The following is a 26995-nucleotide window of genomic DNA, read 5'->3' on the forward strand; positions in this document are numbered from 1 at the left end:
TTCGGCACCACCGCCGACGAGCGCGCCGGCGGCGGCCACGGGGCCTCCGCCCGCGACCTGGTCGACGCCCTCGCCGACCTCGACGCCGAGGTGGTCGCCACCCTGCCCGCCGACCGGCGCCGCGACCTGGGCCCGGTACCGGCCAACGTGCGCCTGGTCGACCGGGTCCCGCTGCACGCCCTCGCCCCCACCTGCGCCGCCGTCATCGACCACGGCGGGTGGGGCACCGTGCTCACCGCCCTCACCGCCGGCGCCCCGCAGGTCGTCGTGCCCACCTGGTTCGACAACCCCCTCGTCGGCCGGCGGCTCGCCGAGCAGGGCGCCGCCGTCGCCCTGGACCAGGGCGCCGACGCCGCCGCCGTGGCCGCCGCCACCCGCCGACTGCTGGCGGAGCCGTCGTTCGGCGCGAACGGCGCCCGGCTGCGCGCCGAGATCGGCGCGATGCCGCCCCCCTGTGAGATCGTCGAGCCCCTGGCGGACCTGGCGGGCGCGCGGTGACCGCAGGCGCGCGCCGGCCGCCGCGACCCAACGGAGGAGTGTGATGGCTGCCGGCGGCCCCGACCACCCCACCCCGCTGCGGCTCGGCGTGCTCGGCTGCGCCGACATCGCCTGGCGGCGCACCCTGCCCGCGATCGCCGCGGCGCCCTCGGTCCGGCTGGCCGCCGTCGCCAGCCGCGCCCCCGATAAGGCCGACGCGTTCGCCGCCCGGTTCGGCTGCGCCGCCGTCTACGGCTACGACCGGCTGCTGGACCGCGACGACGTCGACGCGGTCTACGTCCCGCTGCCCGTGGGGCTGCGTCGCGACTGGGTCGGCCGCGCCCTGCGCACCGGTCGGCACGTCCTCGCCGAGAAGCCGCTGACCACCACGCGCGACCACGCCGCGGAGCTGGTCGCCCTCGCCGCCCGGCGCGGGGTCGTGCTGATGGAGAACTTCACCTTCCCCCACCACGCCCAGCACGCCCGGGTGCGCGAACTGATCGCCGACGGCGCGGTGGGCCGCGTCCGCGCGTTCATGAGCGAGTTCGGCGTGCCCGAGCGCGACCCCGGCGACATCCGGGTCGACCCCGCCCTGGGCGGCGGCGCCCTGCTGGACGTCGGCGTCTACCCGCTGCGCATCGCCCAGTACTTCTTCGGCGACGCCCTGCGGGTGCGGGGCGCGGTGCTGCACCGCGACCCGGCCACCGGGGTCGACGTCGGCGGCGGGGTGCTGCTCGACACCGGCGCGGGGGCGGTGGTCCAGCTCGGCTTCGGCTTCGGGCTGCACTACCGCAACACCTACACGCACTGGGGGAGCGACGGGTCGCTGCGGCTGGACCGCGCCTTCACCCCGCCCGAGGACCTGCGCCCCGTCGTGCACGTGCAGCGCCAGGACGGGACCGCCGACGCGGTGGAGTGCGCCGCCGACCACCAGTTCCGCAACACCCTGGAGGCGTTCGCCGCCGCCGTGCGCACCGGCCGCGGCGGCGACCCCGAGGCCGTCCTGGCGCTGGCCGGGCTGGTCGACCGGGTCCGCGACGCCGCCGGCTGAGCGAAAGACCCCGGCCGCCGCGGGTCCCCCGCGCGGCGGTCGGCGGCGCGGTGCGCGGCCCGGCCCGGCGGCCGGGCCGCGCACCGTCGTCAGGCCGGGGGCCGGCCGCCGCCGTCCCCGTCACCGGGGGTACCGCCGCCGGGCGGGGCGTCCCCGCCACCGGGGGCGCCGCCGTCCGTACCGGTGGACGCGCCCGCGGCCGCCGGAGCCGCCGCGCGGGCCCGGCGCCGCTCCCTGCGGCGCCGGCGGCGTTCGGCCGCCCGCTCCTTGGTCTCCTCCAGCATCACGTACAGCGTGGGGATGATCAGCAGGGACAGGATCGTCGAGCTGACCAGCCCGCCGATCACCACGATCGCCAGCGACTGGGCGATGAACATGCTGCCCGTGCCCCAGCCGATCGCCATGGGCACCAGCGCCCCGACGGTGGCGAGCGCCGTCATCAGGATCGGCCGGAGCCGCTGCCGGCCGCCCTCGACCACCGCCTCCTGCAGCGGCATGCCCGCCCGCCGGTACTGGTTGATGAGGTCGATCAGCACGATGGCGTTCGTGACCACGATGCCCACCAGCATCAGCAGGCCGATCATCGCCGACAGGCTCATCGGCGTGTCCGTCAGCAGCAGGGCCGCGACCGTCCCCGTGGCGGCGAACGGCACCGACACCATGAGGATCACCGGCTGGCCCAGGCTGCGGAACGTCGCCACCATGACCACGAACGAGATCGCGATCGAGGCGAGCAGGGCGACGCCCATGTCCGACTCGACCTCCTGCAGCTCCTCGGCGGTGCCGCCGAGGACGGGCGTCACCTGCGCGGGCAGGTCCAGGTCGGCGACCCGGTCCATGACCTCGGTGCTGACCGCGTTCAGGTCGGCGTCGCCCGACACCGCGGCGTGCACGGTGACGCTGCGCTCGCCGTCGCTGCGCACGATCTGCGTCGGCTCCTCGACCTCCTCGACCTCGGCCACGTCACCCAGGTCGACCGACCCGGCGGGCCCCTCGATCTCGTGGTCCCGCAGCTCGCCGACCGTGTCGGGCGGCGACCCGGTGTCGATGACCACCCGGTCCTCGGCGCCGCCGACCAGCAGCGTGCCCACCGCCAGGCCGCCCAGGGCCGACTCCGACGCGGCGGCCAGCTGCTCCTCGGTGATGCCGCGCTCGGCCATCTCCTCGGAGTCGGGGGTGATCCGGATGACCGGCTCCTCCTCGGTGAGGTCGCTCGCCGTGCGGGTGACCCCGTCGACGTCGGCCATCACCTCCGCCACCCGCTCCTCGGCGTCGCGCAGCGCCGCGGTGTCGTCGGACAGCAGGGTGACCGACGCGGTCGTGTCGTCGCCGCCGCCGGTCCCGCCGAACAGGCCGGTGACCCGCAGCTCGCCCGCGTCCTCCAGGCCGTCGAGGCGGTCCTGGATGTCGCCGCGCACCGCGTCGACGTCGGCCTCCGGGTCCACGGTCACCCAGTAGGACGCCAGGTTGGACGCCGAGGAGAACCCGTCGCCGCCCACCGTGGTCTCGAACGACACCACGCCGTCGACACCGCTCAGCACCTCCTCGACCTCGGCCGCCGCCGCGTCCGTGGCCTCCAGCGCCGTGCCGGGCGGCAGCTCCTGGGAGACGCTGAGCTGGTTCTGCCCGTCCTCCTCCATGAACACGAACCGCAGCCCGGTCGACATGGCGAGGGTGCCCAGCAGCACCAGGAACCCGGCCGCCAGGACCGCCCACCGGCGCCCGGTCCGCCACCCGCGCCGGCCGCGCCGCGTCACCGCGCCCAGCACCGGGATGTAGGCGCGCTGGAGCCAGCCGCGCCGTTCGCGCTCCTGCGCCTCGGCCATGATCCGCTCCCGGTCCTCCGGGGCGACGGCGGGCGCGCGCACGAACCAGTACGCCAGGACGGGGATGATCGTCAGCGCCACCAGCAGCGACGCGAGCAGCGCCACCGCCACGGTCACCGCGAACGGGCGGAAGAACACGCCGACCGACCCGCCGAGGAACGCCACCGGCAGGAACACCGCCGCCCCGGCCAGGGTGGACGACACGATCGCCGCCGACACCTCGCGGGTGCCGTCGATCACCGCGCGGGTGCGGTCGCCGCCGTAGGACAGGTGGCGCTTGATGTTCTCCAGCACCACGATCGCGTCGTCCACGACGCGGCCGATGGCCACGGTCAGCCCCGCCAGGGTGAGCATGTTGAGCGTGTAGTCGGCCTGCCAGAGCACGATGAGGGTGATCAGCAGCGACAGCGGGACCGACAGCGCGGTGACGATCGTCGTCCGCACCGACATCAGGAACAGCAGGATCAGCAGCACCACGGCGGCCAGGCCGATCAGGCCCTTCTCCACCAGGCCGTCGATCGACTCCTCGATGAACGGGGCGGAGTCGATGGTGGTGAAGACGTCGCCGCCCTCGCCCAGGCGGTCGGCGAGCCCGGGCAGCTCCGCCTGCACCGCGTTGGACACCTCGACCAGGTTGGCGTCGCGCTCCTTGTAGACGATCAGGCTGATCGTCTCGGACGCGTTGCCGCGGCTGATCGTGCGCGGCTCCTCCTCGGCCCAGCGCACCTCGGCGACCTCGCCCAGGCGGACCGGGTCGGGCTCCTCGGCGCCGGGCAGGAACGCCGCCTCCGGCGGGACGGCCGGCATCACGTAGCGGTCCTCGATCGCCTCCAGCGAGTCGTACTCGCCGTCGACGTTGACCGAGACGGACCGCTCCTCGTCGCTCATCGTCCCGCCGGGCAGGACAAGACCGCCCTGCCGCAGGGACTCCGCGAGGTCGTAGGGGGTGAGGTCGGCGTCCTCCATCTCCTCGCGGTCGGGGACGATCTCGACGTACTCCTCACGCTGGCCGAACATGTCGACCCGGCGGACGCCCTCGATGCCTTCCAGTTCGGGCAGGACGTCCTCGGCGACCCGCTCCGACAGCTCCGCCGGGTCCTCGGCGGACATCGCGGCCAGCGACAGGACGTAGTCGACGCCCTCCTCGTCGTTGGTGTCGGCGACCTCCACCTCGCTGCCGTCGGGCAGGTCGGAGCGGACCGTGTTGACGGCCTGGCGCACCTCGTCCAGCGCCGCCTCGGGGTCGGTGTCGACGTCGAAGGTGGCGATGACCGTGGCGAACCCGTTCGCCGACGTCGACTCGACCGTGTCGAGCCCCGGCAGCGAACCCACCGCCGTCTCGACCGGGACGGCGACCTCCTGCTCCATCACCTCCGGCGAGGCCCCGGGGTGGGAGACGGTGATCAGCGCCTGCGAGGTCGCGGTCGGCGGAAAGAACTCGGTGCGGATGGACGTGCCCGCGACGATTCCGAAGACCACCACCATGAACGCCAGAAGAGCGGCGAGGACACGATTTCCCAGACTGATTCTGGCGAGGTCTACCACGTTAGGGACCGCCCTTTCCGGATCGGCCTTGACATACGGAGAACCACCTACTCCTCGATCGGTGAACAGAGCACGGGCAGGGGAGTCAGGCACGCGGGAAAGGTCCCTTGCGTGCGAGGTTCCCGGGAGTATACGAATGATTACCGAAACGCGGGGGCCGCGAATTCCGCCGGCCCCGCCGCGGAACTCCCGCCGGCACCGCGCACCGCGGGAAAACGCGCGCGGCCGGCGCCGCGCCGATTCCGCCATTCACCGCACGGGCCACGAAGGGGGCGCGCGTGTACCACGACGACTACCACGAGATCTACGACCTGGTGATGCGGAACCGGAGCAAGGACTACGCGGCCGAGGCCGCGCACGTGGCCGCGCTCATCCGGGCCCGCGCCCCCGAGGCCGCGTCGCTGCTCGACGTCTGCTGCGGCACCGGGCTGCACCTGCGCCACTTCGCCGAGCACTTCCCCGAACCCGCCGGGCTCGACGGCTCCGCGGCCATGCTCTCCCTCGCCCGCGCCCGGGTGCCGCACGCCCCCACCTGGGTCTCCGACATCCGCGAGATGAAGGTCGACGCCCGGTTCGACGCCGTCGTCTGCCTGTTCGCCATCTCCCACCTGGAGACCCCCGAGGAGCTGGCCGACGTCATCGGCCGGTTCGCCGACCACCTCGCGCCCGGCGGCGTCATCGTCGTCGAACCCTGGCTGGCGCCCGAGGAGTTCACCCCCGGCTACGTCTCCGCCGACCTGGTCGAGGACGGCGGGCGCACCGTCACCCGGCTCTCCCACTCCGTGCTCGACGGCGGCCGCGCCGACCGGATGCGCATGCGCGTGCACTACGCCGTCGCCGATCCCGCCGCCGGCCTGCGCTCCGGCGAGGAGACCACCCGCATGAGCCTGTTCCGGCCCGAGCACTACGCCGACGCGTTCGCCCGCGCCGGGTGCGCCGCCGAGCACGTCACCGGCGGCCCGTTCGCCGGCGGACTCTGGATCGCCCGCCGCACCGGCTGACCGCCGCGGCGCCCGCGCGGAACCGGCCCGGCGCCCCGAGCGTTACGGAGGACGACCGGGTCGACACGCACGGCCGACCACCGGCCGACAACTGGAAAGGGGCGGGCATGGCAGGGGGCGACTCCGAGGGACTCGCGGTGAAGGGCATCAACTACGACGTCGGCACGGAGTACGAGCCGGGGGTGCCCACCCGCATGGTGTGGCGCCCCGACCTCGTCCGCGCCGAACTCCGCAGCATCGCCGAGGACCTGCACTGCAACGCCGTCACCCTCTACGGCACCGACCCCGAACGGCTCCGCGAGGCCGCCGAGACCGCACTCGACCTCGGCCTCGCGGCGTGGATCCAGCCGCGCCTCATCGACGCCACCCCCCGCCGCTACCTCGACCACCTCGACCGCGTCGCCCGCGTCGCCGAGGACCTGCGCGCCGCCGGCGGGCGGGTGGTGCTCAACGTCGGGTGCGAGATGTCGCTGCTCATCCGCGGCATGCTGCCCGGCCGCACGTTCACCGTCCGCAGCGAACTCCTCGGCTGGGGCATCGGCCGTCTGCTGCTGCCCCGCTCCAACCGGCGCCTCAGCGCGCTGCTCGCCACCGCCGCCGAGCGCGCCCGCCGGCACTTCGGCGGCGACCTCACCTACGGGGCCGGGCTGTGGGAGTGGATCGACTGGGCGCCCTTCGACATCGTCGGGCTGAACCAGTACCGCATCGCCGAGAACCAGGACGTCTACGTCTCCGTCCTGCGCAACCACGTCCGGCACGACAAGCCCGTCGTCATCACCGAGTTCGGCTGCGGGTCCTACGCCGGGGCGTCCCGGGTGGGCCCCAACGGGCACGAGGTCATCGACTGGCGGTCGTCGCGGCCCCGCCTCGCCAAGGAGCTGCGGCGCGACGAGGACGAGCAGGCCGCCTACATCACCGAACTGCTGGAGATCTACGCAGAGGAAGGCGTCCACGGCGCGTTCGTGTTCCAGTACATCGAACCCGTCCACGCCTATGACGACGATTCCCGCTACGACCTCGACCGCGCCGGATACGGAATCGTCCGCGTCCGCGGCGAGGACGCCGAACGGCCCTACTCCGCCGGATTCCGCGAACCCAAGAAATCCTTCCACGCCATTTCCCGGATGTACGCGCGCATGTGACCACCGGCCCGAACCGGCCACCCCGCCGCGACGTGCCGGAACGGCCCCCGGAAACGGCGCGTGATTGCACGGCCGCAGTGCCGCCCGTATCGTTCGTGCTCCGCTGACGTGGAAGAGCGAGGGAACCCCCACATGGCCGAGGTCCAGGACGCGGCGGCGCGGCCGCGCAGGTACGCCAGCCCCGAAGACCCGGGCGCCGGCGCGGTCCGGCTCCGCCCCCCGGCGAACCGCGTCGAACGGCGCGCCATCGGCTGGTGGGCGCTGCGCGCCGGCGTGCAGGTGGCCGTCGCCGCCGGCCTCCTCGGCGCGCTCTACGCCTTCGTCGAACCCGCCCGCCCCTGGCTGGGGGCGCCGATCACCGCCGTCCTGGCCGCCGGCGCCGCCTACACCGCCGTCACCCCCTGGGTGCGCTACTCCGTGCACCGCTGGGAGACCACCGACGAGGCCGTCTACTCCCGCACCGGGTGGTGGGTGCGCGAATGGCGGGCCGCGCCGATCTCCCGCATCCAGACCGTCGACACGCTGCGCGGGCCGTTCGCCCAGATGCTGGGGCTGGCCACGCTCGTCGTCACCACCGCGTCGGCGCGGGGCGCGGTCCGCATCGGCGGCCTGGACGCGGCCGTCGCGGAGACGGAGGCCAAGCGGCTCACCCGCATCACCCAGCAGACCCCCGGGGACCAGACGTGACCAGCGCCGCCCTGCCCGCCGACGACACCCGCGACGCCGGTACCGGCGCCGACGGCTCCGCCGAGCAGCCGTGGCTCCGCCTCGACCGGCGGATGATCGCCGTCGACCTGGTCCAGCTCGTCCTCGCGCAGATCCCGACCATCGTCGCCGTCCAGGTGTTCGACGTGCCGCTGACCCCGGGCGAGATCTGGCCGGTGGCCGTCATCGCCGTGTTCGGCGTCGTCAGCACCGTCAACGGCATCGCCCGCTGGATCAAGACCCGGTACCGGGTCACCGACGAGTACGTCGAGCGCCGCACCGGGTTCCTCGTGCGCAAGTACCGGCGGGTGCGGCGCGACCGCATCCGCAGCGTCGACAGCCAGGCCACGCTCAAGCTGCGCATCGCCGGGCTGCGCGTCGTCACGTTCGGCGCGGGCCAGGAGAACACCGCCCGCGAGAAGGCGCTCGCGCTCAACGCCGTCTCCCGCGAGACGGCCGAGCGGCTGCGGCGCGAGCTGATCGGCGACGACAGCGCCACCGCCGAGGGCGACGAACCCGACGGCGACGTGCTCGCCCGCGTCCGGTACGGGTGGATCGTCTACAACATCTTCAACGTGTGGGCCTACGTGGCCGCCGTCAGCCTGCTGTTCAGCGCCTACATGTTCGTCACCACGTTCGGCATCGACCCGTGGGAGCTGATCGACCGGGTCGTCGACCGCGAGGCGATGGGGTGGCCCGCGTTCACCCTGCTCGTGCTGGCGGTCACCGGGGCGATCGGCGTCGCCGGGCTCGCCGTCACCTTCGTCACCGGCTTCTGGGACTTCACCCTCAGCCGGGTCGCGACCGACGGCGGCACCGCGCTGCGCACCCGGCAGGGGCTGCTGCGCACCCGCGAGATCAACCGGGACGACGCCCGCCTGCGCGGGGCGCAGATCCGCGAACCGCTGCTGTGGCGGTGGATGGGCATGGCCGAGACGTCCGTCCTCACCACCGGGCTGTCCATCTGGAGCGAGGCGCCCGTCATCCTGCCGCGCGGCCCGGTGCGGGTGGCGCGGCCCGTCGTCGCCCGCGTCCTCGGCCGCACCCCGAGCCCGCTCGACACCGACCTCGCCCGCCACCCGGGCGGGGCGCTCCGCCGCCGGCTGCTGTGGGGCACCGTGTTCGCGGCCGTCGTCACCGGGGGCGTCGCCTGGGCGGGGGCGACCACCGCGGAGGTCGGGCCGGACGCGTGGTGGATCACGGGGGCGGTGGTGTGGCCGCTGGGGCTGCTGCTCGCGGTCGCCGCGTACCGGTCGCTGGGCCACGCGCTGGTCGACGAGTACCTGGTCGTGCGCTCGGGCCTGGTGGCGCGGGCCACCTCGGCGCTGCAGCGCCGCGCGGTCAGCGGGGTCTCCGTCCGCCAGTCCATCCTGCAGCGCCGGCTCGGCCTGGCCACGGTCGCCGTCAGCACCGCGGCGGGCGAGGGCGGCTACGAGGCCCCCGACATGGCCACCCCCGACGCCCTCGCCTTCGCCACCGCCTCCTCCCCCGGCCTCCTCACCCCCTTCCTCGTCCCCACCCCCGCCCCGTCCTCACCCACCACCGAGCCCACCCCGGCCGCCGAAGCCGCCCCGGCCGTCGAGCCTGGCCCGGCAGCCGACACGTCACCCGCCACGTCACCCGCCACCCCTCCCGCCGCAGGCCCGACCCCACCCACCGCCCCCGACGCGTGAGGCGGGCACACTGGTGCCGCACGCGCCGGACGCCCGGCCCGCGCGGCGCGGCCCGTCCGGGACGGCGCGTCGACATCAACGGGGGCGGCGCGGCTCCCCTGCGGGCTCGGCGTCCCTGAGGTCGGGCGCCGGTCGGCCCTCGGGGACGAAGACGCTCAGCCGGTACTCGGCCGTCGGCGGCGGACCGAAGCAGAGGGTGTCCAGTCGGATCAGCTCGGGCGGGACACCCCGCAGGCGCTCGGCGGCGCGCTCCCGGAAGGCCCGCATCCGCGCCGGGTCGGTCGTCGCGAACACCTGGTGCCACCGGCCCGGCCCGGCCGCCTCCACCATCCGCGCCCCGCGCTCCCGCGCCTCCCGGCGCCTCCGCTGCTTCGGCATACCCGCAGTCTCCTCCATCCACCCTCGCCCGACAACGGGCTTCCGCATCCCGTCTTCCAGCGGCCGCGACTACCCGAGGTGCTCGCGGACCGCCTGCAGATCCGAACGCTCCAGGCCGGCCGGAACGTCGGGCTCGTCGGCGAGGTCGGCGAGCTGCTCCACCTCGGGATCGTCCAGTACGGTCCCCATGAAGCGGAGCTTGTCGGCGAGGCGTGCCTCGACGGCCTCGTCGATGGTCCCGTCCGCGACCAGCACCCGGACGTTCGTCTCTGTGTCCGGGGGCAGGCCGAGACGGTGGATGCGGTCCAGGCTCTGCAGGAACCGCCCCGCGGTGAAGTCGCGGTCCACGTACACCGCCTCATGGCACACCTGGTGCAGGCTGATGCCCTCGCCCAGGGTGGCGGGGTTCGACAGCAGGACCATGCACCCGGGGTCGGTGCGGAACCGGGCGAGCTGGTCGCTGCGGTCGGCGGTCCCGCCGTGGACGACAGCGGGGGCGTAGCGGGCCAGCATCCGCTCCAGGGTCGTCAGGCTGCGCACGAAGGTGGACCAGACGATCGTCTTCCGCCCGCGTGCGGCGTTGTCGGCGACGATGCCGCACGCCGCCCGGTACTTGGGCGAGTCCTCATAGCGGGGGAGGTCCTCCATGAGCTGCGCGAGCGTCCGGCCCTGCGGCACGGGCAGAGTGGGCATGGCGTATGGAAGCGGGTCGTACTTGTCCGTGCCCTGGGTGAGCAGGGCCGGGCTGGTCGCGGCCATGATGAGGTACATCGCCGCCTTCCCGTACCTCTCCAGCTCGTCGCTGCCACGGCCCGCCGCGCGGAGGGCGGCATCGCCCCGGATCGCCGTGTAGATCTCCTTGTGCAGCCCCTGGAGGGGGACGCGGACGGCGCGCGTCGTGAGGGGCGGCAGACCGAGTTCGCGCTTGGTGGTGCGCGAGAAGAACGGCTTGAGGATGGTGCTCGCGTCCCGGAGGGTCCGGTCGGCGGTGGCGCGTTCCACGGTGCGGCCGCCCTGGCCCGGCCACACGAAACCGAAGACGCTCTGCAGGTCCTTCACCCCGTTCGGGGCGGGGGTCCCCGTCAGCGCCAGGCGCCGCCGGGCGACCGGACCCAGGGCCAGGCACGCCGCACCGTAGACGCCGGCCGACCCCCGCTTCATCCGGTGCGCCTCGTCGAGCACGAGCATGGACGGCTCGGCGCTGAGCCAGCGGTGCAGTGCCACCTGGGTACTGGGCAGGCGCTCGTAGTTGACGACGATGATCTCGGCGAGGGGGTCGAACTGGCGGCCGACCGTCCCGATCACGGGCGGCTGGGCGAAGCAGAGGCGCGCCTCCTCCTTCCAGCTCTCGTGCGCGGACTTCGGCGCGACGACCAGCATCCGCTTCACCTCGCCCTGGCCGCGCTTCGCCTGGAAGTCGGCGAGGGCGACGCGCGTCTTGCCGGCGCCCGGGACACTGAAGTTCGCCGCGTGCCGCAGGGACAGCATCTTGGCGATGTCCCGCCGCTGGAAGGGGGTGAGGTCGCCGATCCACTCCGGCCCCAGGAGGTCCGGCACGTCGTCGGGGCTGACAGCGGACGGGCTGGCGTCGCCGGAGAGCTGGGCCTTTGCCTCCTTGGCGTCGCGGAGGGAGTCCTTGACGAGGGTGGCGAGTTCGTCCTGCCACTGGACATCCGCCGCGCTTCGCCGTGGCCAGTGCGTCCGAAGTGCACCGGTGTTCGCGAGGAAGTCGTCCACCGCCACCACCACGGCCTGCGGCGACTGGTGCGCACTGGTGGGGAACCGTGAGGCGAGGCGGCCGAGTTCGGCGGTGTGCCCGCTGTCCGTCGACAGCCGGACGGCGGTGCCGGCGGGGACGAGTTCGAGGCGGAGGCTGGGCATGCGGAAGGTTCCCTTCAGAGGTCGGCGACCGCGTCCTGCAGCCAGGTGAGGCCCGGCCCGGGCGAATCCACGCCCCGGGATGCGTGCCGGGAGAGCTGCTTCAAGGCCGCGGCGAGCTGCAGCAGCGATTCATCGAGTGCGTCGTGCTGCAGCAGGTCCTGGCTGCGCGCCTGGGCAAGCTGCTGGGTGGTCTCGCGGACCAGCCGCGCCGCGTCGTCCAGGGTTTCCGCCGCCGCCATCTTGCGCTGGCTCCGCCGGATGTCGGCTTCGGAGGTGGCCACACCGCGGTCCAGGGCCTCGCGGACGGTATTGAGGAGGTCGCGCGTAGCGCTGCTCTCCTCGACGGTCAGGGAAGCGGAGAACGTCTGGCGGACCTTGGCCTTGAGGACGGCGTCCGTGGCGGCTCGCGCCTCGACGACCTCGTCGGGTTCCGCATCGAGTTCGAGATCCGGGCCGAGGTCGAGACCGGGCAGGCCGGTGTCGTCCTCAACCTCCTCGGCTTCGGCCCCGTCATCCATCGCCGCAGCGGGGGAGAAGCGCTCGTCGAGCTTGGGCGCGAGGTACTTGTGGTGGAAGTCCTCCCGGATATACCGCAGCTTCGTCTTAGCGGTGTCCATGACGAGGGCGAGGAGTCGGCTCTCGCGCATGATCTGCGCCTCCTCTGCGGAGGCGTCCTTGCACGCCCGGTACAGCTCGCGGAGGCTCTCCTGGTGACCCTCGAAATCCATGAGTCGGAGGCTCGCCGTGGTGCCGTCGGCGAGTTTCGTTCTGCTGCGCGCGACCGCGTCGGTGATGAAGTTGTAGATCCACAGGTCCCGGTCGATGGAAGCCGCGGTCGTACGGAAGGCACGTTTGATGTCGTCCCTGTGGCGTCCGCTGCTGACCTGCTCGTGGACCGCGATGAGCCGGTTGATGTAGGAGTACTCGCGCCGATGGTCCTCGCGGAGCTGGAGTTCAAGCTCGACCGCGGCGATGTCGGTGAACGTCGCGTCGGCGGGCAGGACCGCGACGCGGATGTCGGTCTTGCCCAGCTCTTTGAGCGCGGCGCGGCGGGTGTTGCCGTTGACGAGGATGCCCTCGTGCGTGATGATGCCCGGATCGTTCTGCCCGAACTGTGCAAGGTCCTCCTTGAGCTTCGCGAAGGCTGGGTCGGGAGTGTCCGGTGCGTCCGGCTTCGCGGTCAGGAGGTCGTGCAGGTATTCCTGGCTCTCCTTAGACCAGGGGTGCGTGGCCAGGGTGGTATCCCGGGCCGGGTTGTGCGCGCGCTGGGCACGCACCCGGTGGGTCTCCGGGTTGTAGTAGAGGTCGTCCACCGGCATGGTGATGACGTCGAGGTGGGCGGGCTGCCCGCGCCACTCGACCCGGACGGTCTCCGGCGTCGCGGTTGCCTTGCGCGCCTCACTCAGCCGCGCTTCGACGGTGGCGCGGATCTCCTCGCCCCGTGGCGTGCGGGTCGTGAGAGTAGGTTCGTCCATTGGGTTTGATCGACCTCTTCCGGTGGTCACATGGATGGGCTGAGGTAGGGGAGCAAAGGCCAGTCTGGATCAGGCGCGGGAGCGGAGCCGCTCGGCCACGGCCTCCCGGGCTCCGACGGGCAGTCGGCGGTATTCCGTCCAGAGCTGCTCGACACGGCGCGGCTGGCGGCGTCCGCGCCGGATCCACCGCGCCAGCTCCTCGCGTTCGGCCGGGTCGAGGACGTCGACCGTGGTGAGGACGCCGTCTAGGGCGGGCGCGGCTGCGCCGCCGGCCTTGCACCGCTTGCACTCGGTCGCGAAGCGGAACGCGGCCTCGTCGCCGCCACCGCCGCCCCGTCGATCGCTCACCGAGAGCTGAGCGGTCTCTCCGGCGCGAGAGTCGGGGTAGGGCTCGCCGCCGGCGATGCCGCACACCGTGCACATGAAGTCGTCGGCAGCCATGATGGCGGTGCGCTCCTTGCTGCTGAGCGTCGACGGCCCCCGGGAAGCGCCGGGCCGCCACACCTCGTCGCCGGCCTTGACGAAGCGGAGGGTGTTCGGGGCGAGGCCCGCGTCCTCGCGGTTGGTGTCGATGACCCAGCCGTTGGTCCGCAGGTCGCGCATCCGCCGGTCGACCTGCTCGACGTTGGGGAAGGCGTCGCGGAGCTGCGCCTTGGTGAAGGTGCTGCCCTCACCCACCTCGTCCAGCAGCCAAAGGGCGATCCTGATGCGTGTGCCGGCCTTCAGGGTCGGGTCGTTCCACACGGGTCGCATGACATTCTCCTCAATCCCTCAAGGGTGGGGTGTGTTCGGCCGCCGCTATTCGTCTCGGTCCGCGAGCCGCTGCCAGCGTTCCGCAGACCCCGCTTCACCGACGTGTTCGAAGTGCTTGGCGAGCAGCGCAGCCGCCTTGCGATGCCCCGCGTTGGCGGCCGCCTCCACCAGCAAGAGATCCCGTGCCGAAGCGGTGCCGGCCGACAGAGCTGGTCGGGCGTGCAGGTTCGCCGACGCAAGAGCGACGTCTGCTGCTACGATTCGGCGTTCGCGCAGATCCGCTTCCGCCAGCAGTCTGGCTACCCGGGAGCTCCCGCCGGCTTGTGCTTTCCGCAGCCACTTCTCGCCTTCAGAGAAGTGGAGGTCCAACGTACGCAGAACTCCGAGCTCGGACGCCGCCTGCGCGTCACCGCTGCGTGCAGCGTCGAGAAGATCGATCCCCGCGGCACCGTAAGCGCTGTGGATCTGCGCGTGCTCTGTATCGATCGTGCTGGAGACGGCGGAACCGGCATCTTCAGCCGCCCGGGGTGCGGTGGCAGTAGCGGGCGCAACCTCGCTCTGCTGGGGGGTAACAGTGCCGCCGCCATCAATCATGGACTGCAGGGCATCCCATTCCTTCGCGACCTCGGCGAGGCCGGGCGGGTCTCCCTGGCGAGCGGATCCCTCCCACGACAAGTGGAGGGCCGTGAGCACCACGGCGTTGAAGATTCTGCGGTCGGTGAACGCTCGCTTTCCCGAGACGAGCCTGGACAGAGCCGATGCGCCTACGCACGTGAACTGATCCCCGTCCTTCGGCTCCCTCTCCTTGTACTCTCCGACGACGCGACGCATCTCCGCCACGATCGTCTTCTGCGGGTACCCGTTCTTCTCGATCAACCGGCGCAGGAATTCGGCCGCAGAAGGGTTCGGATCGTCGGCGGCGCTGGGGGCAGGCTTAGGCATGCGGTCCTCGACTCGAGACATCTATCGTATGAGATTGGCGGACGTTCCGAACGCATCTAACCCTCGAATGCGCGGCCTTGTTCGGAGCCGATCCGAATGCCAGGCGCATTGGAGGACGCGGCCCTACGGTGGGGTGCTCCGTTCTTGGCACGGGATCTTTGCATGGGTTTATGTACGGGATCAAGCCCCGGGAGGGCTTGCTGGTGGTCCGCACTGCCCTGAACTCGGGAATCCCTCTTTATTTCTTTTCCTTGCCGCGCCGAGGGACCGGCAAGCAGGTGCCGAAGCGCGGCGCCGAGGCCGCCGCCGGGTGCGCGGGCGCAGCGCTGGCGCGGGGGCCTGTTGATCTCCGACCTGGACTGGGTGCGAGGGCATCGACCCAGTTCAGGAGCCATCTAGGCGTCTGTTTTCCTTCGGGTGATCGTCAGGCGGGCCGGCCTGCCATGGTGAGCAGGAAGACTGCCGATGATCTATCGGAGGGCGCGAAGCGCCTGCTTTCCACGCGGGCGTCGAGGGGGCGGCCTCTGCTCTGGTGCTCCCGGTTGCTTGCAATTTATTGCCGCTTCCAGGACCGGCGGTTCTATGCGTACCTGATTCCCATGGGGCGGCCTGGAGCTAATTCGACCGGATCTATAGAGAACCGGCATTCGATCATTCCCTCTCGCTTGCTCTGCCGCTCCACTTGATTCCGCTATCTTCTATGCGGCTGATATCTGCATCGGACATGCTCCGCTAGTGGTTGAATCTGCGGCAGGAGATGTCAATGCGCTCACGAGTCGGGTGTATTCAAGCCTCCGCTTGACTGGCGCACTTGCTAGAAAGGAAGTCGTTGTGGATGTCACGGGAATCGACGCAGAGCACATTGCGGCGGCGGGAGTCGTCGTGGTAGCGCTGTGGCAGTCCTACCTTGCGGCGAAGACCCCGCCGTCCAGAGGGGACGGGGTGGACGCCGCCCCTGAGGAGGTCGATGGCCCGCCCGCGGCAGGTTTTCCCCTGTCGCTTCCCGGCTCCCTGCTTCCCGGGCGTCGCGGTCGTTGGCGCGGCAGGGGAGGCAAGGAATGACGGTCTAGGCGCTCCCGTTCCTGGGCGGTTCGCGTCGGCATAGGTCAGGATGCTGTGCGCAGGTGCGTCGCGCGCCTGCGCACTCTCGTTTTGCTCTATCCCCCATCCCTTGGCGGTTGCGCTCGGTGGGGCCCCTTATCCACAGGTGCGCCCGTCGGCTCCTGTGCAAGGGGATGCCGCCGGTAGACTCCAGTGCGGCCCCCCGGATTGCGCCCGGAATCGACTCGCGACAGTGCTGGACTGCGGGGGAAAGGGTTGGCACCATCGTCGGGTACACGGTGGTCGATCGTATGTTCGATCAGTCGCCGCCGGCGGTCCCGCCGACGGTCGCAGCAGGGCGTCCCGCAGGGCGGGCGCGGGGAGGTAGTCGATGGACGCAGGGCTCGATCCGGAGCGCCAGTACACGTCGGTGGAGATCTGCGCCGGCGCCGGCGGGCAGGCCGTCGGCCTCCACAACGCCGGCTTCGCGCACCGGGCGCTCATCGAGATCGATCCGCAGGCCTGCCAGACCCTGCGCACCAACGTCGCCCGGTTGAAGTGGAAGGACTGCGAAGTCTGGGAGCGCGACCTCAAGGAGTTCGACGCCCGGGAACTCGCCATCGGTGAAGGCAAGCTCGACCTCCTGGCCGGCGGAGTTCCTTGCCCGCCGTTCTCCCTCGCCGGCAGGCAGCTCGGCGCCGAGGACGAGCGCGACCTGTTCCCGAACATGCTGGAGATGGTCAACCTCCTCCAGCCCCGCGCGGTCATGATCGAGAACGTCCGCGGGCTCCTGGAGCCGTTCCACAAGTTCCAGGACTACCGGGAGCAGATCCTCGACCAGCTCCGGGCGATGGACTACGAAATCCTCGGGTGGAAGGTCCTTGAGGCGCGCGACTACGGCGTCCCCCAGTTGCGGCCGCGCGCGATCCTCGTCGCGATGAAGAAGGACGAGGCGCAGTACTTCACCTGGCCGGAGCCCGCGGACTTCGATGACACGACCGTCGCGGACGCACTCAAGAAGAGCATGCGGGCCCGCTTCAAGGCCATCGACCGGCTCGACCTCTACCGCGCCTGGCTGAAGAAGGCGAAGGCGCGGGGAACGGTCGCCCCAACCCTCGTCGGCGGTTCCAAGAAGCACGGCGGAGCCGACCTCGGCCCCACCCGGGCCAAGCGCGCCTGGGAGGAGCTGGGCATCGACGCGCACGGTGTTGCTGAGGATCCCGCCGAGATCATCAAGTCACCCGAGCGCGACCTGCTGGGTCCGCGCGGCCCCAAGCTCACGGTCCAGCAGGCCGCCCTCATCCAGGGCTTCCCGCCGGAATGGGTCTTCGAGGGGGGCAAGACCGCCCGCTACCGCCAGGTGGGCAATGCGTTCCCTCCGCCGGTGGCCGAGGCGGTCGGAAAGCAGATCATCGCGGCGTTGCAGGCAGCTGACCGCGGTGACGACGTTCCCGTACGGAAGCCGGAAGAGGAAGCGCCCGCCCCCCGGGCGAAGCGCCGCGCCAAGGCCGCGAAACCGAAGAAGAAGTCAGAGTCCGAGCAGCTTACGCTTACGGGCTGACACGGCGCTCCGCACTTCCTCCGCGCACTCGGCGGGCTCCTGGTGCTCCCAGAAGCGGAGCACCAGCCAGCCCTCCTCCGCCAACCGGGCGTCGGTGTCGCGGTCGCGCTGGACGTTCCGGCCGATCTTCTCGCGCCAGTAGCCGGGGTTCGTCTTGGGCGGCACGAAGTGCTCGGGGCAGCCGTGCCAGAAGCAGCCGTCGACGAACACCGCTACCCGGGTCGGCCGGAACACCAGGTCGGCCGTCCGCCGCATGTCAGCCAAGGGCTTGGCCGCCACCCTGTAGCGCAGACCGGAGGCGTGCACCAGTCGGCGCAGCAGCAACTCGGGCTTGGTGTCGCGGTTGCGGTTGCCCAGCATGCTCCGCCGGTTGCCGGGCGAGGACGCCCACGACCCCTCGGGCGCCGCCCACTCCTTCTGCGTCGATGTCTCTTCGCTCACCTACTCCCCTTCCTCTGCCTCTCGGGTTTTGGGAGTTGAGGAGCCGGTTCCACGGGGTCCTCAGGTCCAGCTACCACCCAGACCGAGCCGTCGATCTCCGCGGCGGGTGCACTGCCGTGGCGGTCCGCCCGCTTCGCGAGCCGGGCGCTGACGAACTCCCCCGCTTGCGGCACAGGGAGCCCCAAGCGCTCCGCTAGTTCGGCGTGGTTCTGGTATTGGCCGAAGACGACGATCCCCTCCGCCCCGAGGCTTGTGCGAGATCCGCCGTTGGCGCGTGCACGGCGCATATAGTCCTCCTGCTGCGCGACAGTAGCGACTGCGGCGCGGCCTATCCGCCGTTTCAGTGCCCGGCGGAATAGCTCATCGAGCCGCTTCGTGCCGGCGTTGTGGCTGAAGATCGCATCGATGTCGTGCTGTGGCAGGTGCAGCAGGACGTTGGGCATCAGGGGGGCATCGGAGAACAGCCATCGGATGGCCGTGCGCCCGGCGGAGTTGAGCGACCGCTTGCCGTCGCGGTTCGCACCGGTGTTCAGCAGCGCCTCGTCCGCGCGGACCAGCCCGGCGCACCAGCGCGACTCCTGGTCGCTCGCCCACACCAGGAGGCAGAGTCGGCCGACCGCCTCCGGCGGAATCATCCACGAGCCCAGCTTCTGGCTGTACTTGCAGTCGACGTCCACGCCGCCGATGCGGTAGTCGAGCTTGTCCCCGCCGGCGAACTTGAACTCGCGCTGGAGGTTGATCTCGACCACGGTCCCGGCGTGGGTCTTCTCCGTCTTCATCAGCTGGTCCCACCGGTACCGGCCGGTGTGCTGGCCGTCGAGCAGCATGTCGAACGTCCTGCGGAGGGCGCTGGCGAAGCGCGTCCCTGTGGGGTCGGCGGCGAGGAGCACATCGAAGACTCGCTCCAGCTCCGCGTCCCCGGCCGACGACGCACCGAACAGCGGTGCCTGCTCATTGCGGTAGAGCTGAGTCACAAGGCAACTCTAGCCAGCCCTGAGGAGGCTTCGGCCCCGTACTGGAACCGCGTGATCGCCGTGCGGAGGCGCTCAGCCGGAGGTTGCGAGGGCCGTGGTGATCAGGGTTTCGGCGGCGGTGCGGGCGTCGGCGGCGGCGGTGGTGTCGCCGGAGATGGCGGCGGTGGTCTGGGCGCCCTCGGCGAGGATGGCCAGTTGGGCGCCGAGCGCGGGCGGGCCGCCGGCCTCGGCGACCAGGTCGTCCACGTACCGCCGGAAGGACGCCTTCTGCTCGCGGACGGCCTCCGCCACCTGCGGTGACACCCCGCCGAGTTCGCCGAACGAGTTGATGAAGGCGCACCCCCGGAACCCGTCCTCGCGGAACCAGGTGCCGAGGAAGTCGTAGATCGCCAGCAGCCGTTCGCGCGGACCCTCGGCCGACGCGGCGGCGGCGCTTATGCCGGCGTCCCACTGGCGGGAACGGTCGGCCAGGACCGCCGCGACCAGGTCGTCCTTCGACGCGAACAGCGAGTACAGGCGCTTCAGCGACACCCGCGCCTCGCTGCGGATCGCGTCCATGCCCACCGCCTGGATGCCCTGCGCGTAGAAGAGGCGGTCGGCCGCCTCGATCACGCGGCGACGCACGTCACGCTCGTCGTCCATCCGTGCCCCTTGCCTTGAGAACGATCGTTCTCTACTCTAGCGGACAGATCGGAGAACGATCGTTCTCCGCTGTCGGCCAAGGAGGCCACCATGCCGTTCATCACCGTGGGCCAGGAGAACTCCGGCCCCATCGAGCTGTACTACGAGGACCACGGCAGCGGTCGCCCGGTCGTGCTCATCCACGGCTACCCGCTCGACGGCTCCTCCTGGGAGCTGCAGGCGCGCGAGCTGCTCGACGCCGGCCACCGCGTCATCACCTACGACCGGCGCGGCTTCGGCCGGTCCAGCAAGGCCGGCACCGGCTACGACTACGACACCTTCGCCGACGACCTGAAGACGGTCCTGGAGACGCTCGACCTGACCGACGTCACCCTCGTCGGGTTCTCGATGGGAACCGGCGAACTCGCCCGCTACGTCAGCCGCCACGGCGCCGACCGCGTCGCCAAGCTGGCGTTCCTCGCCTCGCTGGAGCCCTACCTGGTCCAGGCCGACGACAACCCCACCGGCGTGCCGCGCGCGGTCTTCGACGGCATCGAGGCGGCCGCCCGCGAGGACCGCTACGCCTGGTACACGCAGTTCTTCGCGGACTTCTACAACCTGGACGAGAACCTCGACTCCCGGGTCAGCCGGCAGGTCGTGGACGCCAACTGGAACACGGCCGTGAGTAGCGCGCCGGTAGCCGCCTACGCCGTCGTCTCCGCCTGGATCGAGGACTTCCGCCGCGACGTCGAGGCGGTCCGCGCGGCCGGGAAGCCCACGCTGATCCTGCACGGCACGGCCGACCGCATCCTGCCGATCGACGCCACCGGCCGCCCCTTCCACGCGGCGCTGCCCGAGGCCGAGTACGTCGAGATCGACGGCGCCCCGCACGGCCTCCTGCGCTCCCACGCCGCCGAGGTCAACCGCGCCCTGATCCCCTTCGTCACCGGCTGACCGGAGCGAACGGCGCGGATGGGCGGCCTGCCGCCGTTCGAGCTGTCCCGCCTGAGCGGCCGGTCGGCGGCCCGTCGCCGTTCCGGGTTGACCCGCCTGAGCGGCCGGTCGGCGCACCGCAGACCCGGGACGGTCCGCCCCCGGCGCCGGTCCGGTGGCTCCGGCCGACCCACCGAGCGGGCGGCCGCGCCGGGGACGCCATGCTCCCGGCCGCGCGTGTCCACGGGGGAACGCGCGGCCGGGCCCGTCCGTCGCGGGGGAGGGGGTGCCCCGCTTGGGCGCCTCGCCCGCACTCGACCGGGCCTTCGGCGGGGACGCGGCCGGGAGTGGCGCCTTCGGTCGCCGAAGGGGGAGCGATGACCGTGGAGGACCGTATCGCCGCCGTCGAAGCGGAGTGGGGCGACCTCTGGGCCAACCTGTCGCCGGTCTGGCGGCGGGTGCTCTGCGGTTCCGACACTCCGGACCCGCCGCCCGCTCGGCCGATCCTGCGGCGCCGCCGCCTCACCACCGACCTCGCGTGGGTGGGCACGTTCGAGCCGGTCCGGTGGCTGCCCGCCGTCACCGAGGCGCTGCTGTGGGACGACAACGGCATGGACCTGGGCCCGCTGGCGGGCCGCCCGTGGGACCTCCTCCTGCTGGGCGGCCCCGCCCGGGTCGACCTCGCGCAACTGGCGGGCACCCCCGTGCGCCGACTCGTCCTGTCCGTCGTGGACGTGGACGACGTGTCGGCCCTGCGCGCCATCCCGGGCCTGGAATCCCTCACCCTGGCCCACACCGCCCTCGGCCCCCTGCCGCCCCTCCCCGGCCTCGCCACCCTCACCCTCTACGCCGAGGCCGACGCGGCCCCGTCCCCCGCCGACACACCGCGCGTCCGCACCACCCGCACCGACGACATCCACCTCCCCCCGTTCGGTCCGGACGAGGTCTGACTTAGTCCGTGCCGACTACGGCGGACGGGGGGCCGGATGCCGGCGCGGCCCGATGTCCGCGAGTCCCCCTATCCGGCATCGGACGGTCCCCAGATCGCAAGCCCGCCCCCTGGCAGGCACACGGCCCGCTCTCCACGCGGACCGATGAGGCCCCACGCCTCGTCATCCGGATGGGGCGCCACGGTCAGCGCCGAACCGTCGCCGAACGCGACCGTCAGGGTTCCGTCGTCGTCGGCCTCCGCGCGGGTGATCTCCCGGCCGGCCAGGCGCGCGAGGTGCCGCGCACCGGATCCGCCGAGGCCGGGCGTGAGCGTCCGACCGCCGCCGTCGGCGTCCGCCAGGACGGTGTCCGTCTCGACGGTGATCTCGTACCCGGTGTCCGTCACCAGGGAGACCAACTGCCCGGTGCCGACCCTTACCAGCCGCCCGCCGCCAAATCCATGCGCATGTCCACAGCCTCGGGGATGGCGCGGTGCGCTCGGTGACCGGGGGCACGCTTCCCCGCACCCGCACCCGCACCCGCCCCCGCCCCCCGCACCCGCCCCGGGCTCCGGGCTCCGGGCCGCGCCGAGGGCCGGCCGTCACGTCCGGGGGAGGGGAGGAACGCGGGTGCGGGTGGGTGCGTCATAGGGTGCCGTGGTCGTTGATCATCCGTGGGAGGAAGCGCGCGTGGACGTCAGCCCGGCACTCATCAGCAGTCTCCGCGCGGCGGTGGCCGCCGCGCCCGACGATGTGGCGCTGCGGCTGCACCTCGCGGAACTGCTGCTCTCCTCCGGCGACGCCACCGGGGCGGTCGCGGAGGCGGGCCGCGCGCTGCACGCCGACCCCACGTCGCCGCAGGCGCGCGAGCTGATGATCCGGGCGATCGCCGCGCCCCTACCGACTGAGGGGTCGGCGGAGGACGGGCCGCCCGCAGCGTCCGGGGGACCGGCGGAACACGCCCCGGCCGCAGGGCCGGGGGAGTCGGCCTCGGTCGCTCCGCGTGGTGACGCGGCCCCGCCGACCGGCTCGGCCGTGCCCGCACCGCCGGGCCAGCCGACCCCGGCCGCGGGCCAGCCGATTCCGGCCGCAGGGCCGGGCGAGCCGACCTCGGACGCTCCGTACGATGACGCGACCCAGTCAACCCCGCTGACCCCGCTGACCGTGCCCGTGCCGGAGGACGCGCCGGCGCCGCGCGTCGAGTCCGCCCCGTCCTCGGCGCCCACCGACGCGGGACCGCAGGGCGCGCCCGCCGGCGGCAACCGCCCCGATGCCGAGTCCGCCACGCCCACGGAGTCCGCCGACGTCCCGCCACCCGCCGGAAACGGCGACGAGGGGTCGGCCGAGGGCGCCGACGGGCCCGGCGCGCACGACGGCCCCGACGCCGATCCCACCCCGTTCCCCCCGCACAGCGGGTCCACCGACGCCGCGCCGCCCGCCGACGTGGACGCCTTCGACTGGTCGGCCGCGGAGCAGGAGATCCAAGGCATCGTCGGCCCCGCCTACGTGGCCGCCGACCCGCAGGGCCTCGGCCACGGCTACCCGCCGCCCCCGACCGCCCCGGCCGCACCCGAGGTGACGCTGGCGGACGTCGGCGGCATGGAGGCCGTCAAGGAGCGGCTGCACGCCGCGTTCCTCGCGCCCATGCGCAACCCCGAACTCCAGCGCCTCTACGGCAAGAGCCTGCGCGGCGGCCTGCTGCTCTACGGCCCGCCCGGCTGCGGCAAGACGTTCATCGCCCGCGCGCTCGCGGGCGAACTGGGCGCCGACTTCCTCGCCGTGGGCATCGCCGACGTGCTGGACATGTACCTGGGCCAGTCCGAGCGCAACATCGGCGCCGTCTTCGCGCAGGCCCGCCGCCGGGCGCCGTGCGTGGTGTTCTTCGACGAGGTCGACGCCATCGGCCGCCGCCGCGACCACAGCGGGGGCGGGGGCGCGTCGGTCGTCCACCAGCTCCTCCTGGAGCTGGACGGTGTCCACGCCGCCGACAACGACGGGGTCTTCGTCCTCGCCGCCACCAACCAGCCGTGGGAGGTCGACCCCGCTCTGCGCCGCCCCGGCCGGTTCGACCGCACCGTCCTGGTGGTGCCGCCCGACGCTTCGGCCCGCGACGCGATCCTCCGCTACCACCTGCGCGACCGCCCCATTGAGAACATCGAGGTGGACACCCTCGTCGCCGCCACCGAGGGCTTCTCCGGCGCCGACCTCGCCCACGTGTGCGACTCCGCCGCCGAGCGCGCCCTGCTCGACTCCGCCGCCAGCGGCGAGGTCCGGATGATGCGGATGGGCGACTTCGAGGCCGCCCTCGCCGACATCCGCCCCTCCACCGACACCTGGCTGGAGACCGCGCGCGGCGTGGCGATGTTCGGCAACCAGGCCGGCGCCTACGACGAACTGGTCGCCTACCTGAACGGCCGGACGGCACGGTGACCGGCTCCCAGCCGAGCCCGGCCGAGGACCTGGTGCGGCGCGCCCGGGCGCTGGTCGAGATGGGCCGCCTGGAGCAGGCCGAGGAGACCGCGCGCCGGGCGGTGGCCGCCGACCCCGACGCCCCGGCCGCCCTGCTGACCCTTTCGCGCGTCCTCCAGCGCCGGGGCGACGAGGAGGGCGCCCTCGGCGCGGCCGGGCGGCTCGTGGCCGTCCGCCCCGGGTCCGCCGTCGGCCACTCCTGGTACGCGGGCCTGCTCGGCGACGCCGCCCGCTTCACCGAGGCGCTGCCGCACGCCCGCGAGGCGGTGCGGCTGAACCCGGGGTCGGCCGTGGAACTCGGCGTGCTGGCGCGCGTGGCCTCCGCCGTGGCCGGCTGCGCGGACGAGGCCCGCGCCGCTGCGGCCGAGATGCTGCGCCTGGACCCCGCCGACCCGGTCGCCCAGGACCTCGCGCGCGGCGTCTTCACCCGACTCGGCGACTGGGAGGCGGCCCGCGCGGCCGCCCAGGCCGTGGTCGACGCGCGGCCCGCCGACCCGCGCGCCCGGTTCCGGCTGGGGGAGGCGCTGCTCAACCTCGGCCGCCTCACCGAGGCGGACGGAGCCTTCCTGTCGACCCTGCGGCAGCGGCCGACACGCGACCAGCTGGAGACCACCGCCGTGGTGCTGCTGGAAGCCGGCCTGCCCGACGAGCTGCGCGGGCTGTTCGCCCAGGTGTGCGCGGCGCTCGGCCGCCCCGACCCCACGGTCCCGCACGCCGCCGGAACCGACGCGGACCTGATCGCGTGGCAGCTGTCGGCGGCGGAGCTGCTGGTGGAGGAGGCCGGCCGCCCCGAGGCGGCCCGCCCGATCCTCACCGCCCTGTACGCCGACAACCCCGGGCACCCGCGCGTGCGGACCGCCCTGGCGGCGCTCCGCTACGACACGGACGGCGACGCCGAAGGCGCCTGGGAACTGGTCGGCCCCCTGGTCGAGGGTGACCACGACAGCGCCGACACCCATGCGGTGGCCGTGTACGCGCTGGCCGACCTCGGGCGGCTGGACGAGGCGGCGGCGCTGGCCCGCGCGGGCTGCGGCCGGTGGCCGCGCAGCCCGTTCGTGTTCGAGTACCTGGAGGCCTACTGCCACGGCGAGCGCCGCGACCACGCGGCGGTGCTGGATGCCACCGAGCGGGGCCTGCGCGCGGCGCCGCACCACCCCGGGCTGCTGTACCTGCGGGGCCGGTCGCAGCTCACGTCCGACGTCGCCGAGGCAGTGCCCACCCTGCGGGCGGCGATCGACGCCGACCCCGGCGCCCACGAGTCCTACTGGCTGGCCTTGGCGCTGGATCGGACGGGCGACCGGGCGGCCGTCGAGGAGGTGGTCGCCGCCGCCGAACGGGAAACGGGCGCCGACCTCCGATCGGCCCTGGCCCCACCCCCGAACGGCTGAGCCGGGCGGCCCCGACCGCCCTGCGTCGATCTTGACGCCGCCGGGGAATGGAAGCGCTCCCATGCCTCGACGACGTCAAGATCAACGGGCATCGCGCGAGCGGTGAACTGCAACCCCAATCGCAACCCGGTGTCCCGGGCGGCCGCCGCAGGACGGGTGTTCCCGCAGGCCAGGCGGTGGCCCCAGCAGGATTCGAACCTGCGGCACCCGCTTTAGGAGAGCGGTGCTCTGTCCCCTGAGCTATGAGGCCGGTACGGGACCAGGGTAGCGGAGACCGGGGGTGCGGGGGGTGGTGGTGGGCCGGGGGAGCGGGGTGTGGGCAGCGGGGCGGCGGGGAGTTGAGTACGCTGGGGGCATCGGGGTTGCCATGGACGGCCCGTGACCCTGATCACAGCCGGGTGGGGCGGTGACCCGCCGCCCGGCGTGCGGTCGCGTGGGGACCACCCCGTGATCAGGACGTCCGTACGCGATACCGGCCCGGCCGCGTCGTCGGCGGCGGGCGGGACGCGGCCACCGTGACGCTGGGCCGATCAGCCCAACACGTCCGGTTGTGGACATGTAGTACCTTGCGTTGCGGCCACGCGCACGATCGAGACAGGCAGCCGGAGGATTCTCGTGCCGTTGATTGGCGATTCGACGCGGCGGGGCTCGCGTTCCCCGCGCGACCGGGCCTCCTCCGGTCCGATGCGGCGGCCGTGGGCACGGCGCCGCGCGCAGAGCGCCGTCTTCGTCCTGGTGGTCGCCTTCTTCCTGGTGCCCGGCGCCGACGCGGCCCTCGCGCCGGCCGCCTCCCCGGCGCACGCCGACGCCGACCTGGACACGCTCAAGGAGCAGGCCGACCAGGCCAAGGACGACCTCGAGGCCGCGACCGAGGAGTACACCGAGAAGGAGGAGGCGCTCGAAGACGCGCAGGACGAGCTGATCGGCACGCTGCACGACCTCCAGCAGACCGAGCTCGAACTCGCCGAGATGCGCGAACCCCTCGCCCAGCTCGCCAGCACCCTCTACCAGCAGCCCGACAGCGGCACCCTCGCCCTGGTGACCTCGGGCTCGCTCGACCAGGACCTCCAGGTGGAGTCGCACGTCGTCAAGCTGTCCGACGACAAGGAGGCGCTGCTGGACGAGGCCAACGCGCTGCGCGAGGAGCAGGGCGACCTCACCTCGCAGGCGCAGGACCTCCAGGCGCAGACGCAGTTGGAGGCCGTCGAACTGCAGGACGACCTCGACGCGCTGCGCGCCCAGTCCGAGGAGAGCACCAACGCCCTCATGCAGGAGCTGGAGGACCGCGGGCTCGACGTCGACGCCTACATGGCCGGGGTCGAGTGCGACCCCGAGGCCGGCGCGGCCGCCGACGGCTACCCCAACGGGCTGATCCCGTCGGAGTCGCTGTGCGAGCTGCACCAGGGCGGCGAGTTCCTGCGCGCCGACGCGGCCGTGGACTTCCTGGCGATGAACCAGGCGTTCACCGAGCACTTCGGCAAGCCGATGTGCGTCACCAGCTCCTACCGCGACCTGGCCAACCAGCAGCGGGTCTACGTCGAGCAGCCCCCGGGCAACGCGGCGGTCCCCGGCACCAGCAACCACGGCTGGGGGCTGGCGGTCGACCTGTGCGGCGGCGTGCAGACCGAGGGCACCCCGGAGTTCAGCTGGCTGGAGGCGAACTCGCGGGAGTGGGGCTGGTTCCACCCGCAGTGGGCGTACTCCAGCCCCTATGAGCCCTGGCACTGGGAGTACGAGGCCGCGCAGTAGCGGCCCCGCGCCCCGGGCGGGCGGCCCGCGCCGCCCGTCC

22 protein-coding genes and 1 tRNA gene are annotated in these 26995 nt (G+C 72.9%); 12 read left to right on the plus strand and 11 right to left on the minus strand.

Annotated elements, in window-relative coordinates:
- Both NT8_RS14595 and NT8_RS14600 read left to right on the plus strand, forming a co-directional pair.
- Positions 1–498 (plus strand): nucleotide disphospho-sugar-binding domain-containing protein (locus NT8_RS14595; protein ID WP_157515809.1); only part of this gene is annotated, 498 nt, incomplete at its 5' end.
- Positions 499–541: 43 nt separating this feature from the next.
- Positions 542–1528, plus strand: coding sequence for a Gfo/Idh/MocA family protein (locus NT8_RS14600; protein ID WP_067969276.1), 987 nt, complete (start codon positions 542–544; stop codon positions 1526–1528).
- 89 nt (positions 1529–1617) lie between these two features.
- Here the strand turns inward: NT8_RS14600 and NT8_RS14605 are convergent, their stop codons facing one another.
- Positions 1618–4839 carry an efflux RND transporter permease subunit gene (locus NT8_RS14605; RefSeq protein ID WP_245646184.1) on the minus strand — a complete coding sequence of 1074 codons (3222 nt, stop codon included), beginning with the start codon at positions 4837–4839 and terminating at the stop codon, positions 1618–1620.
- 338 nt (positions 4840–5177) lie between these two features.
- Between NT8_RS14605 and NT8_RS14610 the strand changes: the two genes are divergently transcribed.
- The 4 genes from NT8_RS14610 to NT8_RS14625 all read left to right on the plus strand — a co-directional run bounded on the left by NT8_RS14610 (position 5178) and on the right by NT8_RS14625 (position 9420).
- The gene (locus NT8_RS14610) at positions 5178–5900 is read left to right on the plus strand and encodes a class I SAM-dependent methyltransferase (RefSeq protein ID WP_245646185.1); all 723 of its coding nucleotides are present in this window, start codon (positions 5178–5180) and stop codon (positions 5898–5900) included.
- 107 nt (positions 5901–6007) lie between these two features.
- Positions 6008–7042: a hypothetical protein gene (locus NT8_RS14615; RefSeq protein WP_067969281.1), complete on the plus strand. Its 1035-nt coding sequence runs from the start codon at positions 6008–6010 to the stop codon at positions 7040–7042.
- A 132-nt stretch (positions 7043–7174) separates the two neighbouring features.
- Positions 7175–7729, plus strand: coding sequence for a PH domain-containing protein (locus tag NT8_RS14620; protein WP_067969284.1), 555 nt, complete (start codon positions 7175–7177; stop codon positions 7727–7729).
- Positions 7726–9420: a PH domain-containing protein gene (locus NT8_RS14625; RefSeq protein ID WP_067969287.1), complete on the plus strand. Its 1695-nt coding sequence runs from the start codon at positions 7726–7728 to the stop codon at positions 9418–9420. The genes NT8_RS14620 and NT8_RS14625 overlap by 4 nt, the downstream gene beginning before the upstream one ends.
- A 75-nt stretch (positions 9421–9495) precedes the next feature.
- Here the strand turns inward: NT8_RS14625 and NT8_RS14630 are convergent, their stop codons facing one another.
- The 5 genes from NT8_RS14630 to NT8_RS14650 all read right to left on the minus strand — a co-directional run bounded on the left by NT8_RS14630 (position 9496) and on the right by NT8_RS14650 (position 14870).
- Positions 9496–9798, minus strand: a complete 303-nt coding sequence (locus NT8_RS14630) for a hypothetical protein (protein ID WP_157515813.1) — start codon at positions 9796–9798, stop codon at positions 9496–9498.
- A gap of 69 nt (positions 9799–9867) precedes the next feature.
- Complete coding sequence (locus NT8_RS14635; protein WP_067969292.1) at positions 9868–11679, minus strand: DEAD/DEAH box helicase; 1812 nt, start codon at positions 11677–11679, stop codon at positions 9868–9870.
- Positions 11680–11693: 14 nt separating this feature from the next.
- Positions 11694–13154, minus strand: a complete 1461-nt coding sequence (locus tag NT8_RS14640; RefSeq protein ID WP_067969295.1) for a ParB N-terminal domain-containing protein — start codon at positions 13152–13154, stop codon at positions 11694–11696.
- A gap of 69 nt (positions 13155–13223) precedes the next feature.
- Positions 13224–13907 carry a hypothetical protein gene (locus tag NT8_RS14645; RefSeq protein WP_067969297.1) on the minus strand — a complete coding sequence of 228 codons (684 nt, stop codon included), beginning with the start codon at positions 13905–13907 and terminating at the stop codon, positions 13224–13226.
- 45 nt (positions 13908–13952) lie between these two features.
- Positions 13953–14870: a hypothetical protein gene (locus NT8_RS14650; protein ID WP_157515815.1), complete on the minus strand. Its 918-nt coding sequence runs from the start codon at positions 14868–14870 to the stop codon at positions 13953–13955.
- Between the two features lie 1411 nt (positions 14871–16281).
- Between NT8_RS14650 and NT8_RS14655 the strand changes: the two genes are divergently transcribed.
- Positions 16282–17451 carry a DNA cytosine methyltransferase gene (locus tag NT8_RS14655; protein WP_067969303.1) on the plus strand — a complete coding sequence of 390 codons (1170 nt, stop codon included), beginning with the start codon at positions 16282–16284 and terminating at the stop codon, positions 17449–17451.
- Here the strand turns inward: NT8_RS14655 and NT8_RS14660 are convergent.
- The 3 genes from NT8_RS14660 to NT8_RS14670 form a co-directional block, all read right to left on the minus strand.
- Positions 17419–17892, minus strand: coding sequence for a very short patch repair endonuclease (locus NT8_RS14660; protein WP_281203452.1), 474 nt, complete (start codon positions 17890–17892; stop codon positions 17419–17421). The genes NT8_RS14655 and NT8_RS14660 overlap by 33 nt on opposite strands.
- Complete coding sequence (locus NT8_RS14665) at positions 17889–18866, minus strand: NaeI family type II restriction endonuclease (RefSeq protein WP_067969306.1); 978 nt, start codon at positions 18864–18866, stop codon at positions 17889–17891. Before NT8_RS14665 ends, NT8_RS14660 begins: the two co-directional genes overlap by 4 nt.
- Before the next feature lie 72 nt (positions 18867–18938).
- Positions 18939–19508, minus strand: coding sequence for a TetR/AcrR family transcriptional regulator (locus tag NT8_RS14670; protein ID WP_067969308.1), 570 nt, complete (start codon positions 19506–19508; stop codon positions 18939–18941).
- A gap of 90 nt (positions 19509–19598) precedes the next feature.
- Between NT8_RS14670 and NT8_RS14675 the strand changes: the two genes are divergently transcribed.
- Positions 19599–20441, plus strand: a complete 843-nt coding sequence (locus NT8_RS14675) for an alpha/beta fold hydrolase (protein ID WP_067969312.1) — start codon at positions 19599–19601, stop codon at positions 20439–20441.
- 356 nt (positions 20442–20797) lie between these two features.
- The gene (locus NT8_RS14680; RefSeq protein ID WP_067969316.1) at positions 20798–21370 is read left to right on the plus strand and encodes a hypothetical protein; all 573 of its coding nucleotides are present in this window, start codon (positions 20798–20800) and stop codon (positions 21368–21370) included.
- A gap of 68 nt (positions 21371–21438) precedes the next feature.
- On the opposite strand, the gene NT8_RS14685 is transcribed toward NT8_RS14680, so the two are convergent.
- The gene (locus tag NT8_RS14685) at positions 21439–21792 is read right to left on the minus strand and encodes a DUF6188 family protein (protein WP_281203453.1); all 354 of its coding nucleotides are present in this window, start codon (positions 21790–21792) and stop codon (positions 21439–21441) included.
- A gap of 247 nt (positions 21793–22039) precedes the next feature.
- On the opposite strand from NT8_RS14685, the gene NT8_RS14690 reads away from it, so the two are divergent.
- A complete protein-coding gene (locus NT8_RS14690; RefSeq protein ID WP_067969320.1) occupies positions 22040–23779 on the plus strand; it encodes an ATP-binding protein in 1740 nt (579 codons plus the stop codon).
- Positions 23776–25206: a tetratricopeptide repeat protein gene (locus NT8_RS14695; protein ID WP_067969324.1), complete on the plus strand. Its 1431-nt coding sequence runs from the start codon at positions 23776–23778 to the stop codon at positions 25204–25206. Before NT8_RS14690 ends, NT8_RS14695 begins: the two co-directional genes overlap by 4 nt.
- Positions 25207–25383: 177 nt before the next feature.
- Here NT8_RS14695 and NT8_RS14700 read toward each other — a convergent pair.
- Positions 25384–25456 (minus strand) — tRNA-Arg (locus NT8_RS14700).
- A 434-nt stretch (positions 25457–25890) separates the two neighbouring features.
- Between NT8_RS14700 and NT8_RS14705 the strand changes: the two genes are divergently transcribed.
- Entirely contained in the window at positions 25891–26955 is a 1065-nt protein-coding gene (locus NT8_RS14705; RefSeq protein WP_084468943.1) for a M15 family metallopeptidase, read from the plus strand.
- Positions 26956–26995: the final 40 nt, after the last annotated feature.

Origin of the sequence: Nocardiopsis trehalosi NBRC 14201 (assembly GCF_001552555.1) — a bacterium.
GTDB lineage: Bacteria > Actinomycetota > Actinomycetes > Streptosporangiales > Streptosporangiaceae > Nocardiopsis_B > Nocardiopsis_B trehalosi.

What these genes read in the sequence shown, in the direction of transcription:
- NT8_RS14615 (WP_067969281.1), top strand. Translation starts at nt 6,008, where the DNA reads ATGGCAGGGGGCGACTCCGAGGGACTCGCGGTGAAGGGCATCAACTAC.
- NT8_RS14675 (WP_067969312.1), top strand. Translation starts at nt 19,599, where the DNA reads ATGCCGTTCATCACCGTGGGCCAGGAGAACTCCGGCCCCATCGAGCTG.
- NT8_RS14705 (WP_084468943.1), top strand. Translation starts at nt 25,891, where the DNA reads ATGCGGCGGCCGTGGGCACGGCGCCGCGCGCAGAGCGCCGTCTTCGTC.
- NT8_RS14630 (WP_157515813.1), bottom strand. Translation starts at nt 9,798, where the DNA reads ATGCCGAAGCAGCGGAGGCGCCGGGAGGCGCGGGAGCGCGGGGCGCGG.
- NT8_RS14645 (WP_067969297.1), bottom strand. Translation starts at nt 13,907, where the DNA reads ATGCGACCCGTGTGGAACGACCCGACCCTGAAGGCCGGCACACGCATC.
- NT8_RS14670 (WP_067969308.1), bottom strand. Translation starts at nt 19,508, where the DNA reads ATGGACGACGAGCGTGACGTGCGTCGCCGCGTGATCGAGGCGGCCGAC.
- NT8_RS14620 (WP_067969284.1), top strand. Translation starts at nt 7,175, where the DNA reads ATGGCCGAGGTCCAGGACGCGGCGGCGCGGCCGCGCAGGTACGCCAGC.
- NT8_RS14635 (WP_067969292.1), bottom strand. Translation starts at nt 11,679, where the DNA reads ATGCCCAGCCTCCGCCTCGAACTCGTCCCCGCCGGCACCGCCGTCCGG.
- NT8_RS14640 (WP_067969295.1), bottom strand. Translation starts at nt 13,154, where the DNA reads ATGGACGAACCTACTCTCACGACCCGCACGCCACGGGGCGAGGAGATC.
- NT8_RS14650 (WP_157515815.1), bottom strand. Translation starts at nt 14,870, where the DNA reads ATGTCTCGAGTCGAGGACCGCATGCCTAAGCCTGCCCCCAGCGCCGCC.
- NT8_RS14680 (WP_067969316.1), top strand. Translation starts at nt 20,798, where the DNA reads ATGACCGTGGAGGACCGTATCGCCGCCGTCGAAGCGGAGTGGGGCGAC.
- NT8_RS14655 (WP_067969303.1), top strand. Translation starts at nt 16,282, where the DNA reads ATGGACGCAGGGCTCGATCCGGAGCGCCAGTACACGTCGGTGGAGATC.
- NT8_RS14600 (WP_067969276.1), top strand. Translation starts at nt 542, where the DNA reads ATGGCTGCCGGCGGCCCCGACCACCCCACCCCGCTGCGGCTCGGCGTG.
- NT8_RS14605 (WP_245646184.1), bottom strand. Translation starts at nt 4,839, where the DNA reads ATGGTGGTGGTCTTCGGAATCGTCGCGGGCACGTCCATCCGCACCGAG.